The following is an 11,723-nucleotide window of genomic DNA, read 5'->3' on the forward strand; positions in this document are numbered from 1 at the left end:
GCATTTGTTCAACACGAAACAGTGTGTCACGTTGAAGTGAACAATGCCACTCAGGTTTTTTGATGGCAGGTTCAGAGTTTGCGGAAGCCGCCGACGAGTTCCTCCATGTCCCCCGGTATCGGCGCCTCGAACCTCATCGTTAGATGGGTAGTGGGGTGCCGAAATGCAAGGAGCCAGGCATGCAAAGCCTGCCGGGAAAACGCCTTGACCCGGCTTTTCAACGGTTCGGGCAACCGGTTGGCCTTGGTGCGGAAGGCGAGGCCGTAATCCGGGTCGCCGATGACGGGATGGCCGATATGGGCCATGTGGACGCGAATCTGGTGTGTGCGGCCTGTTTCCAACCGGCATTCGACGAGGCTTGCCGTCGCAAATTCACGCTGGGCTTCGCCAAAATGCTCCTGCACGGCAAAGCGGGTGACGGCGTGGCGGGCGTCGTCGCGACCTTCCGGCACGACGGCGCGGCGCACCCGGTCGGCGGCGCGGCCAAGCGGCGCGTCGATCGTGCCGGTCGGCCTCTGCGGTATGCCCCAGACCAGGGCCAGATAGGCGCGTTCGAGGTCGCCGGTCAGGCCGTGGTCGGCGAAGGCCTCCGACAGCGCCTTGTGGGCGCGGTCGGTCTTGGCCACCACCATGACGCCGCTGGTCTCCTTGTCTAGGCGGTGGACGATTCCGGGCCGGCGCACGCCGCCAATGCCAGACAGGCTGTCACCGCAATGGTGGATCAGCGCATTGACCAGCGTGCCTGTCCAGTTGCCGGCGCCGGGGTGAACGACGAGCCCCGCCGGCTTGTTGATGACGATCAGTTCGTCGTCCTCGTAGAGCACGTCGAGCGCGATATTCTCGCCCTGCGGCTGCGCCGGCTCCGGTTCCGGCAGGGCGACCGACACGCTCTCGCCGCCGCTCATCTTGCGCTTGGTTTCGTCGACAGGCTTGCCGTTGATGACAACCGCGCCCTGCCTGATCAGCATCTGAACGCGGCTGCGCGACATGTCCGGACCAAGGGCTGATGCCAGCCACTGGTCGAGACGCTGGCCGGCCGCATCCGCACCCGCGACCAGCACGGTGGGCGCGGCCTCTATCAATTCGGGGACCTCTTCGCTATGAGCGCTCATCGAAAAACCATTCTGGAATATTAGCCATGGCCCGGCCCGATGCCGACGAAGACCAGGAAAAGCCGCTCGATCCCGAGGTCGACAAGCTGCGCGGCAAGCTCATCCGCTTCATGGTCGTCAATCTCGGCCTGCTGTTTGTCGCTCTTATGGTGGTGATCGGCGCCCTTGTCTACAAAGGCCGCAAGGCGCCGTCGGCGACCCCGCCTCTGGCCGGCGATATCCAGACCCCGGCGGGCGAGCCGGCCAGCGGCGATATCGTGCTGCCGGTGGGCGCCAAGGTGGTCAGCCAGTCGCTTTCGGGTGACCGGCTCTCGATCGATGCCGAGCTCGCGGACGGCAGCCGCGCCATCTTCCTCTACAATGTCGCCGAACGACGCCTGATCGGCCAGTTCGCGATCCGGAACAAATAGGCGAACGCCGGTGCAACAGACGGGTTTGCCGCCGACATGACCGGTTTTTCCGAACATCGCCGTGTCGCGACCGTGGCGCTTGTCGTGGCCGACTATGACGAGGCCATCGCCTGGTATGTCGAGCGGCTGAGCTTTCAGCTGCTCGAGGATGTCGATCTCGGCGAAGGCAAGCGCTGGGTCGTCGTGGCGCCGGCCAACGGGCAGGGCGCCAGGCTGCTGCTTGCCGAAGCGTCCGACGAGGCGCAGCGACAAAGCATCGGCAACCAGACCGGCGGCCGGGTTTTTCTGTTCCTCGAAACCGACGATTTTGCCGGCGACCATGCAGCGATGCTCGAACGGGGCGTCGAATTTCGCGAGGCGCCGCGTTTCGAGCCCTATGGCACGGTCGCGGTTTTCGCCGATCTCCATGGCAATCTGTGGGACCTGATCGAGCCGAAACGGCAGGGTTGACCGGGATCGTTCGGCAAAGCCTACGAAGTCTGGAAAGCCCAGTTGCTTTTTGCCGGCCGCCAGCCTATATCGCCCCTTCTTGAGCGCGCCCATCGTCTAGCGGTCAGGACACCGCCCTCTCACGGCGGGAACAGGGGTTCGATTCCCCTTGGGCGTACCAAACGACGGCACGGTCGTTGATCTCCAGACAGTTGAACAATGCCGGGCCGCTCCCCGCTAGCTTTTGCATGCGTCCCGAGCGCAGGACGGCTGCGGGAGCCGAAGGTCATGCCAAGCCCCGAATCCACCCAATTTAAGTCAGACGCCGGCGCTTGAAAGCGCTGCGATCTCTGATACTTGCGATGTGGGGGTAGCTTCCGCGCCAGCGCGGATTTTAGGCCGGGTAGAGTTTGGAATGACCTCTGTGAAGATCACATGCCCGCACTGCCATGGCGGCGGCAAGGTTTTCGATTGCGCCAGATGGCGCGCGTCCAAAGGGCATTGCTGCCCGCAAGGGACGCATCAAAGCGGGTGCCCGGGGAAGACCATGGCATGCGCGGAGTGTGCCGGCCTGGGAACGATACCGGAAGCCGAATTCAAGGCCGTCGCATAGACCGCCTGGAAGCGGCGATGGATGGCCTTCGGTCATCGATTCAAGAGTTTGACGCTCCGGGATATCAGGCACGTTAAGGTTTGGTTTACCAATAGCCTGTCTACTGGGGACAATTCGCTTTCGGCCCGCGACCACGGATGTACTGGCGCAAGTGTCGAAGCGGAAAGGAAAGGTCGGCGCAATGCCGGCCTTTTTGCTTCTCCATACCGAGATACGCGCCGGTGACGATCCGGCGTTCGGGGGTTTAGCGGCCGTTCTCTCGCAACAACTTTTTGGCAAGGGATATTGTCATTGCCGATGTCGGCTCTACCATCGGATTGACAGCCCGGCGCGGATTGCCGGCTGGTCGTGACGACGAGGGCTTTTCGATGAACGGCGTTGCCAAACTGGTGATTGCGGGTGCGCTATCGGCAGGTATCGCATGTCAATCGAGTGCCGCGACGCTCAACACGATGGGCGATGTCGGAGATGCGATCCAGGCTTGCTGGACACCGCCTGCCGACGCCGGAAATTCGACCGTCACCCTGAGCTTCAGTTTCAAGCGCGACGGCAGTTTGATCGGTCCGCCGCGGGCGACCGCAGCCAAGGTGGCTGGCGACGACAAGGCGCGCAAGGCGTTCATCGACGCGGCCGTCGCTGCCGTCAAGGCTTGCACGCCGCTGAGTTTTTCACCGGCATTGGCGCAAGGCATTGGCGGCAACGTCTTCACGTTGCAACTCGTTTCACCGAAGAAATAGTGCCCCGGGGCCCGCAGGCGGGTGCAAGAAACCCTTCCCGCCCGGCACATCAATGGCTGAGGCGTCGTACCTCAGCATGCCGTGCCAGATCCGGCGTCTCAAAGATGTAGTCGCTCCAGGCCGATTCCGGAATCTGCCCTGCCAGATAGCACTCCAGCAACAAGTTCTGTTCGGGATTGAGCGGTCGCGGGCCACGTTCGTGATCCAGGCCGAGAGAGTGAAAAAGGTTTCTTGTCAGTTCCGATACCGTGAAGTGGATCGACATCTGCGTTCTCCTTTGCCCTTCAACGCGGCAGCGCGGACAAAGGTTTCAATGCCAGGCGCGATAACGCCAGATTGATGGCACGGCTTGACGCATTGGCCTGCCGGCACCGATTCCCGGCCTGTCCGCATCGTTTTCCGGTCGTCTCAATCTTGAAATAAAAATGTAATACCGAATTTACAGGGGGCGATCTATTACACTGGGCGAAGGTCTGTTCCCGCCATAGTCTTGAAGTATTAGGTATAGCTCATTTGTGGTAAATCCGTGCAAGTTGAAATGCGTGATTCCGGAATATCGGCAACAAGGATCATGACGTTCAGATGACTCGTTTCTGTCTTCTCATGACGATCGCACTGGTAGTGGCGGCCACCCTCGCTTTCGGCGCGACGTCTTCCTACGCGGATAGTTGCGACGCGATCAGAAACCAGATGCTTTCCGCCAACCGCGGCGCAGGCGTGAGCCCGGCACAGGCTCAGCTTCGCCGTCAGCTCGCGGCGATCCAGGGCCTGGAGAGGCAGCGCAGGTGCACCGCGCAAAGTGCCGCGGGCGGGTTCTTCAATGCTTGCGCCGATCTTGCCCGAAACCGGACGGAAGTGCAGCGCCAGATGGCGGCCGCGTCCAATTCCGGCCGAGACGGTTCGGGCCTGCAGGCGCGGTTCGCGGCACTCGGATGTTCGTCGGGAGCAAAGCGCCAGGCGCCGAAGACGCAATCGGCGGCCGGCCCAACGGTCGGCGGCAATGCGATGCTGTTTTGCGTTCGCCTGTCGGATGGATATTTCTTCCCCGCGCCGAAGTCGCAATTCGCCGGCGGCGGCGATGTCAAGGAGATGGCCGATCAATGCCGCTACATCTGCGACGATCCGGCGGTCGATGTCTACACGCTGAGCGATATCAGCCAGGAAACCGACAGCATGATCGGGCTCGAAACGCGCAAACCATACACCGAGCTGCCGACCGCTTTCCGGTACCGTGACGACGCCAATTTCAAGGCTTGTGACGTCAAGCGTTATTACCAGCGGGTTGCCGAACTGCGAGCGAGGACGGTGACGCCGACGAACATGGCCAATGCCATCATCCCCTTGCCTCAATCCAAGCCGGACCTCGGCAATGTCGCGGCAATTCCGCAGTCCGATGCCGAGGCTCCAGGTGCCGCCCAGTTGCAGTCCATCGAGGCCGGCAAGCGCTCGGTACGCCTAGTTGGTCCCGCTTTCTTCCCGGCGGAATGAGCCGAGCCGCTTTCGGGCAAATGGCTATCTTTTGAACGCCTGTCGCTTGCCCGCTGGAATCAGGGCTGACAGGAACAGGGTCGTGTTGCCGGCGTTGTTGTCGATATCAGGCAGGAGGAACGCCATGGCCACGTTCAGGGAAATGAGAGTTCTGGAGATCGTCGAGGACGGCTCCCTGACTTCCGACCAGAAGATCGCCGAATTGCGCAAGATCGAATCCGAGGCGCGCGGACTGCAGCGGGCGGCATCGGAGAGCCCGATGGGCGACGATGACGGCTGGCAGGACGATCTGCGCCAGGTCAGGCTTGCCCTCGACAAGCTGGGGGCAAGGGAACCGAGGAAAGGGGCGGCTTCGCTTTAGGATTTGTTCGCCAGGAGCGCGAACCTAGTCGCAGACCATGCGAACTCGTTGGCCGGGCGCGCTTACATTTCTGCAGGCCAGCGGTTTTTCAGGGCTCGATGGCGGAAGCGACGACTGCGATACCCTGGAACGGTACCGTCTGTGCACGGCGGGCTTGCCGGCCCTGCGCTCGGAATACTGTTCGCTTGGCTGCGGCGGTCCTGGAAAGGCGCTGTTGTCGACCTGAGGCTGGTAATCGACATTGGGTGGCGGCCGTTCCCATATCCGCCTGGCGTCGAGCGGCCGGGGGATCATGACCGTACCGTCATAGCTGCGCGAACAGCCGCTGCCGAAAAGCAGCGCCACGCCCAGCAACAAAGGCCCTATCCGTCCATACATCAGCAACACCCCTGCATGTGCTTATAGCGTGGCCCTGCCACAGCCGACAACCGGACGGAATAACGCAGCAGGAACAGGCCGGTTGCGTCGTTAAGGTTAGCGGATCGTTAATGCTTCTGCGGCACATTCCGCCGACGAACCTGGGAGGGAGGGTTCGGCCTTGGTTTTCGGGTGGGGACGGCATGGCGGAAGCGGACGGATCGATCGGCGCGCGCGGCGCAAGCGGGCCGGCAACGGGAGCGCTGGCAGACGCTCCCGGGGAATTGACGCAAGGACATCAAGGAGCGGCAGCTTCCGGGAGCTTTGCCGATATCGGCATGATGTTCGATTCGATGCCGGTTGGCGTCGTCGTGCTCGATGCAGATCTGCGTGCCGAGGTCATCAACCGGGCTTTCTACGATCTGTGGAAGATCGATCCGCGCCGCGCCAGCATCGGTTCCAGTTTCCGCGAGCTGATGGAAGCAAGCCGTTCCATCGATGCCTACGGGGCCAACGATGCGGCGTGGCAGCGCCACATCGGCGAGCGCGAAGCCGAAGTCAGGGCCGGTATCGCGGGTTCCAAGCAAATGCCGCATAATGACGGGCGCACGCTCGTCGCCTCGCTGGCGCCGCTCGCCGGCGGCAAACGCCTCATCTCCTATGTCGACGTCACCGACATGAAAAATCGCGAGGCCGAGGCGCAGGACGCCCGCAGGCATCTCGCCAGCGTGCTGGAATCGCTGCCGGCGGGTGTGATCATCTACGACCGTGACGACAACTTCGTCTTCGCCAACCGCAAGCTGCAGGACACGCTGCCGGCGCTGAAGCCGTTCTGGCAGCCCGGATGCACGTTCCGCCAGGCCCTGGGGTTCGGCCATTCGGTCGGCTATTTCCGTTCGAGCGGTGACGCCGGGATCGACGGCTTGTACGACGGCGACAAGGAGCGCTGGCTTGACGGCATTCAGGCACGCTACCGGCTGCCGAATTCCTCCTATGAGCGCCTCAATGCGGATGGGCGCTGGTACCAGGTCTACGACATGCGCACCGAGGACGGCACGTTCATCGGCGTGCGCGTCGACATTACCGACATAAAGAGCCGCGAGGCGGCGCTGCGCGACTCGATGCGCCAGATCGATCTGTTCCGGCACGTCATGGACGAGTTGCCGGTGGCTGCCTTCATCAAGGCGCAGGATCTGAGCATCGAATTCGTCAACAAGGCGTGGTGCGCGCTGACCGGTCTGGCCAAGGACGATGTCATCGGCCGGACAGACCGCCAGTTGTTCCGCGGCGAGGAAGCGGATGGCTTCAGCCAAGACGACACCGATGTCGTGGCGAGCGGCAATGTGCGCGAGGTCGAGGAGCCGGTCACTCACCGCGACGGAACGGTGCGGCAGCTGATGACGCGCAAGAGCCGGCTGGTGGCGACCGACGGCTCGGTGCATCTGGTCGGCTCTAGCACCGACATCACCGACGTCAAGGCGCGCGAGCGGGCGCTGGAAGAGAGCATGCGCGAGAACGAGGTGTTTCGCAGCCTGATCGACAATGTTCCGGTATCGATCTACGCCAAGCGCTCCGATCTCAGGCAATTCTATGTCAACAAGGGCTGGTGCGACCTCACCGGCTTCAGCAAGCAGGAGGCGATCGGCAAGACCGACGTCGAGATTTTCGGGCCGGATGGCGAGGCCTTCGTGGCCAGCGATATTGCCGTGCTGCGCACCGGCGAGACGCAGGAGATCGAAGAGACGGTGCGCCTTCCCGACGGCAGCGTCAGGCATCAATTCGCGCGCAAGGGCGCGATGATTGCCTCCGACGGCTCGCTCTACCTGATCGGGTCGACCACCGACATCACCGAACTGAAGCAGCGCGAGGCGGAGCTCGGCGAGGCGCGCCAGCGCGCCGTGCTCGCCGACCGCGCCAAGTCGGAATTCCTCGCCAATATGAGCCACGAAATCCGCACGCCGATGAACGGCGTGCTCGGCATGGCCGAGCTGCTCGCCAAATCCAACCTCGACCCGAAGCAGAAGACGTTCACCGACATCATCGTCAAATCGGGCAACGCGCTGCTCACCATCATCAACGACATTCTGGATTTCTCCAAGATCGATGCCGGCCAGCTGGTGCTCGACCCGGCACCCTTCAATCTCGCCGAGGCGATCGAGGACGTGGCAACGCTGGTGTCGACGCGGGCCAAGGAAAAGGACCTCGAGCTCATCGTGCGCATCGAGCCGAGGCTCGAAAGCCTGTTCATCGGCGATGTCGGCCGCATCAGGCAGATCGTCACCAACCTGCTCGGCAATGCGGTCAAGTTCACCGACGAGGGCCATGTGCTGGTCGATGTGACCGGCGAGCGGGTCCCGACCGGAACCAGACTGACGATCTCCGTCACCGACACCGGCATCGGCATCCCCGAGGAAAAGCTGAAACTGGTGTTCGAAAAATTCAGCCAGGTCGACACGTCCTCGACAAGGCGGCATGAAGGCACCGGCCTTGGCCTCGCCATCACCTCGCGGCTGGTCGATCTGATGGGCGGCACCATCGGCGTCGAGAGTGCCGAAGGCAAGGGGTCGACCTTCTGGTTCACGGTGACGCTACCCCGCGCCGGGCAACAGAACGGACAGCGCATCACGCCGGTGGACGTGACCGGCGCACGCGTGCTGATCGTCGATGACAATGCCGTCAACCGGGCCATTCTGACCGAGCAGATGACCTCGTGGACGTTCGATTCCTGCGCGGCCGAAAGCGGTGCCGAAGGTCTCAAGGTGCTGATCGCCGCGGCAGCCTACGGCGTGCCGGTCGACTGCGTCGTGCTCGATTATCAGATGCCCGGGATGAGCGGCGCCGAAATGGCGCGGATCGTGCGCAACACCGAAGGCTTGGCCGACACGCCAGTCATCATGCTGACCTCGGTCGACCAGTCGCTTGCCAACACCAGCTACCGCGACCTCGGCATCGATGCGCAACTGATCAAGCCGGCGCGCTCCTCGGTGCTCCTGGAAACGCTGGTCGCGACCATCCAGCGTCACCGCCACGCCACCGGCGGCGAGGCCGCTCAACCGCCGGCGGGCGAGGCGCCAGAGATTTCGCGGCCGCAGCTCCTGGCGCCGGCCGAGCAGCGCGCGCAATTGCAGCCGCCGCCGGTCCGCCCCAGGCTGCCTGCCACCGCCGGTGGTGGACACAGGCTGGATATCCTCGTGGCCGAGGACAACGAGGTGAACCAGATGGTCTTCACCCAGATCCTCGGCGAAACCGGTTATGGTTTCGAGATCGTCGGCAATGGCCGCAAGGCACTCGACGCCTTCGGCAGGCTCAATCCGTACATGATCCTGATGGATGTCTCGATGCCGGAGATGAGCGGTCTCGAGGCGACGGCGGCGATCCGCCGGCTGGAACAGGAAACCGGCACGCATGTGCCGATCGTCGGCGTCACCGCGCACGCCCTCAAGGGCGATCGCGAACGCTGTCTCGAAGCCGGCATGGACGACTACCTGCCAAAGCCGATCAGCCCCAGAGCCCTGCTCGAGAAGGTCGAGCGCTGGGTCGGAGCCGGCCGTCGGGTCCACCGCAACGCGGGATAGTACCGGCGTCGCGTGGATTGTCGGGAACGGCGACGCGGATCGCGGGAATCAGCGGGCAATGCGGTGCTACCTCTGCGTGCAATGACTATGGTGCGATCGCACCATATCAAAGGCGGCGCCCAGCCGGGACAATAGCAAAATCGAATTCCGCTCTTCTCGGTTACGGGCGGGAGCAGCGACCGCCGGCAAGAAACAGCGTCACTCTACCCCAACGGACCTGTTTTTGGCGATGGCCCGGCCATGACACGCTCTGGCTTTGAGCAACGCGCTCCCGTCCGGATTTTATTCAGACGCGACTGCCCGGTCGAACCCGGGTCGATTTCGGCCCCGGGACGGCTCAACCCCATGATTCCCGCGGCAAACTCGGATCACGCCGGAGGCGCCCGGGATAAGGGCCTTTCCCGGTGTCGGCGACGCGTTACCGGGCTGACATGAAACTGTCATGCGACTGTTATAATCGAAGGCTATTGGCCTCAGCGGGCGCCGGCAAGAAGTGGCGCCGAGAGACCATCTTCCGAACAGGAGCAGGCCACATGAGACATTTCATCCGCTCGGCGGCCGTTGCGATTGCAATGGCTGCGGCGTCCACCCTCACCCTTTCCGCAGCAATGGCAGCTGACCTTTCCGGCGCCGGTTCGACCTTCATCTATCCGGTGTTCGCCAAGTGGGCCGACACCTACAAGAAGGACACCGGCATCGGCCTCAACTATCAGTCGATCGGCTCGGGCGGCGGCATTAAGCAGGTCATAGCCAAGACCGTGACCTTCGGCGCCACCGACAAGCCGATGTCCGACGCCGATCTGGAAAAGAACGGCCTCGTGCAGTTCCCGATGGTGATGGGCGGCATCGTGCCGATCGTCAACCTCCAGGGCGTGAAGCCGGGCGAACTCGTGCTCGACGGCAAGACGATTGCCCAGATCTATCTCGGCACCATCACCAGCTGGGACGACGCCGCGATCAAGGCGCTGAACCCGACCCTCACCCTGCCGTCGACCGCCATCGCCGTCGTTCATCGTTCGGACGGCTCGGGCACGACCTTCAACTTCACCGATTACCTGGTGAAGCTCTCGCCCGACTGGAAGGACAAGGTCGGTTCTGACACGGCCGTCGAATGGCCGACCGGCGTCGGCGCCAAGGGCTCGGAAGGCGTTGCCAACACCGTCAAGCAGACCGACGGCGGCATTGGCTATGTCGAGTACGCCTATGCCAAGCAGAACAGCCTCTCCTACTCCAAGATGCTGAATGCAGCCGGCAAGGTTGTCGAGCCGTCGCTCGAATCCTTCGGCGCTGCCGCTTCGAACGCCGACTTCAAGGGCGCGAAGAACTTCAACGTCATCATCACCAACGAACCCGGCGACACCACCTGGCCGATCGCGGCTTCCACCTGGGTTCTGATCCACAAGGCTCCGGATGACGCTGCCGCCACCGGCGAAGCGCTCAAGTTCTTTGCCTGGGCCTACAAGGACGGCAAGGAAACCGCCAAGGCGCTCGACTATGTCTCGATCCCCGACAGCGTTGTCGACCTGATCAAGGCTTCGTGGAAGGCCGACATCCAGGCCGACGGCAAGCCGGTCTACGCTGGCGAGTAATATCCTCTGGAGGAGCGCCGCACCGGCGGCGCTCCTTTTCACTCAACACAAAGAGCCGAGCTTGACATGAGCGCTGTCCAGGAAGCCTTGCCAGCCATTCGAGGTTCACGTGACGCCACCGTCAGACGGTTCGCGCTCACCGATTCGATCTTCCACGGGCTGACCCGCGCCGCCGCCATTCTGGTGCTGGTGCTGCTTGGCGGTGTCGCCATCTCGCTCATTGCCGGCGCGTGGCCGGCACTGTCGACCTTCGGCCTGTCGTTCGTAACCACCGAGAGCTGGAATCCCGTCACCGAGAAATTCGGTGCCCTGGCGCCCATCTACGGCACGATCATCACTTCGGCCATCGCCATCCTGATCGCCGTGCCGCTCGGCATCGGCATCGCCATTTTTCTCACCGAGCTTTGCCCGCGCCCGCTTCGGCGCCCGATCGGCATGGCGGTGGAATTGCTGGCCGGCATCCCCTCGATCATCTACGGCATCTGGGGCCTGTTCGTGCTGGCGCCGTTCCTGCAGACGACCATCCAGCCATTCATCATCAGCGTGTTCCACGGCATTCCCGGCCTCAACAGCCTGTTCGCCGGTCCTCCCTATGGCATCGGCCTGCTGACTTCGGCGATGATCCTGGCGATCATGATCCTGCCTTTCATCACTTCGATCACCAAGGACGTGTTCGATACGGTGCCGTCGGTGCTGAAGGAATCGGCCTATGGCATAGGCTGCACGACCTGGGAGGTAACGCGCCGGGTCGTCATTCCCTACACCCGCATCGGCATCATGGGCGGCGTCATGCTTGCTCTGGGCCGTGCGCTCGGCGAGACAATGGCGGTGACCTTCGTCATCGGCAACGCGCACCGGATCAGCACCTCGCTGTTTGCGCCGGCCACGACGATCTCGGCGACCATCGCCAATGAATTCACCGAAGCCGTCGGCGATCTCTACACGTCCTCGCTGGTGGCGCTCGGCCTGATCCTGTTCATCATCACCTTCCTGATCCTTGCCATCGCCCGCTACATGCTGATGCGCATCGACGCCCGCACGGGAGCCTGACC

General features: G+C 63.0%; 10 protein-coding genes and 1 tRNA gene. 9 read left to right on the forward strand and 2 right to left on the reverse strand.

Annotated elements, in window-relative coordinates; translation table 11 throughout:
• Positions 1-71: 71 nt before the first annotated feature.
• Positions 72-1,112: an RluA family pseudouridine synthase gene (locus FJ967_RS13900; protein ID WP_140732399.1), complete on the reverse strand. Its 1,041-nt coding sequence runs from the start codon at positions 1,110-1,112 to the stop codon at positions 72-74.
• A 26-nt stretch (positions 1,113-1,138) separates the two neighbouring features.
• Here FJ967_RS13900 and FJ967_RS13905 point away from each other — a divergent pair, with 26 nt between their 5' ends.
• The 4 genes from FJ967_RS13905 (at position 1,139) to FJ967_RS13920 (ending at position 3,301) form a co-directional block, all read left to right on the forward strand.
• Positions 1,139-1,522 carry a fimbrial protein gene (locus tag FJ967_RS13905; protein ID WP_140732400.1) on the forward strand — a complete coding sequence of 128 codons (384 nt, stop codon included), beginning with the start codon at positions 1,139-1,141 and terminating at the stop codon, positions 1,520-1,522.
• A 36-nt stretch (positions 1,523-1,558) separates the two neighbouring features.
• Positions 1,559-1,972, forward strand: coding sequence for a VOC family protein (locus tag FJ967_RS13910; protein WP_140732401.1), 414 nt, complete (start codon positions 1,559-1,561; stop codon positions 1,970-1,972).
• An 85-nt stretch (positions 1,973-2,057) separates the two neighbouring features.
• Positions 2,058-2,132: transfer RNA gene (locus FJ967_RS13915), tRNA-Glu, on the forward strand.
• An 800-nt stretch (positions 2,133-2,932) separates the two neighbouring features.
• Entirely contained in the window at positions 2,933-3,301 is a 369-nt protein-coding gene (locus FJ967_RS13920) for a hypothetical protein (protein ID WP_140732402.1), read from the forward strand.
• A gap of 49 nt (positions 3,302-3,350) precedes the next feature.
• On the opposite strand, the gene FJ967_RS13925 is transcribed toward FJ967_RS13920, so the two are convergent.
• Positions 3,351-3,566: a hypothetical protein gene (locus FJ967_RS13925; protein ID WP_140732403.1), complete on the reverse strand. Its 216-nt coding sequence runs from the start codon at positions 3,564-3,566 to the stop codon at positions 3,351-3,353.
• A 317-nt stretch (positions 3,567-3,883) separates the two neighbouring features.
• Here FJ967_RS13925 and FJ967_RS13930 point away from each other — a divergent pair, with 317 nt between their 5' ends.
• The 5 genes from FJ967_RS13930 (at position 3,884) to pstC (ending at position 11,721) form a co-directional block, all read left to right on the forward strand.
• Complete coding sequence (locus FJ967_RS13930; protein WP_140732404.1) at positions 3,884-4,789, forward strand: DUF2865 domain-containing protein; 906 nt, start codon at positions 3,884-3,886, stop codon at positions 4,787-4,789.
• Between the two features lie 124 nt (positions 4,790-4,913).
• Complete coding sequence (locus tag FJ967_RS13935; RefSeq protein WP_140732405.1) at positions 4,914-5,150, forward strand: hypothetical protein; 237 nt, start codon at positions 4,914-4,916, stop codon at positions 5,148-5,150.
• A gap of 560 nt (positions 5,151-5,710) precedes the next feature.
• Positions 5,711-9,082, forward strand: coding sequence for a response regulator (locus tag FJ967_RS13945; protein ID WP_246675272.1), 3,372 nt, complete (start codon positions 5,711-5,713; stop codon positions 9,080-9,082).
• A 533-nt stretch (positions 9,083-9,615) separates the two neighbouring features.
• Positions 9,616-10,671 (forward strand): phosphate ABC transporter substrate-binding protein PstS, encoded by a 1,056-nt coding sequence (gene pstS, locus FJ967_RS13950; protein ID WP_140732407.1) that lies wholly within the window; start codon positions 9,616-9,618, stop codon positions 10,669-10,671.
• A 66-nt stretch (positions 10,672-10,737) separates the two neighbouring features.
• Positions 10,738-11,721, forward strand: coding sequence for a phosphate ABC transporter permease subunit PstC (gene pstC, locus FJ967_RS13955; protein ID WP_140732408.1), 984 nt, complete (start codon positions 10,738-10,740; stop codon positions 11,719-11,721).
• Positions 11,722-11,723: the final 2 nt, after the last annotated feature.

Source organism: Mesorhizobium sp. B2-3-4, from assembly GCF_006442315.1.
Taxonomy (GTDB): domain Bacteria; phylum Pseudomonadota; class Alphaproteobacteria; order Rhizobiales; family Rhizobiaceae; genus Mesorhizobium.

Excerpts from the sequence above, each read along its gene's own strand:
- FJ967_RS13905 (WP_140732400.1), top strand. The coding sequence starts at position 1,139 with ATGGCCCGGCCCGATGCCGACGAAGACCAGGAAAAGCCGCTCGATCCC.
- FJ967_RS13920 (WP_140732402.1), top strand. The coding sequence starts at position 2,933 with ATGAACGGCGTTGCCAAACTGGTGATTGCGGGTGCGCTATCGGCAGGT.
- FJ967_RS13900 (WP_140732399.1), bottom strand. The coding sequence starts at position 1,112 with ATGAGCGCTCATAGCGAAGAGGTCCCCGAATTGATAGAGGCCGCGCCC.
- FJ967_RS13925 (WP_140732403.1), bottom strand. The coding sequence starts at position 3,566 with ATGTCGATCCACTTCACGGTATCGGAACTGACAAGAAACCTTTTTCAC.
- FJ967_RS13910 (WP_140732401.1), top strand. The coding sequence starts at position 1,559 with ATGACCGGTTTTTCCGAACATCGCCGTGTCGCGACCGTGGCGCTTGTC.
- FJ967_RS13945 (WP_246675272.1), top strand. The coding sequence starts at position 5,711 with ATGGCGGAAGCGGACGGATCGATCGGCGCGCGCGGCGCAAGCGGGCCG.
- FJ967_RS13935 (WP_140732405.1), top strand. The coding sequence starts at position 4,914 with ATGGCCACGTTCAGGGAAATGAGAGTTCTGGAGATCGTCGAGGACGGC.
- pstS (WP_140732407.1), top strand. The coding sequence starts at position 9,616 with ATGAGACATTTCATCCGCTCGGCGGCCGTTGCGATTGCAATGGCTGCG.
- FJ967_RS13930 (WP_140732404.1), top strand. The coding sequence starts at position 3,884 with ATGACTCGTTTCTGTCTTCTCATGACGATCGCACTGGTAGTGGCGGCC.
- pstC (WP_140732408.1), top strand. The coding sequence starts at position 10,738 with ATGAGCGCTGTCCAGGAAGCCTTGCCAGCCATTCGAGGTTCACGTGAC.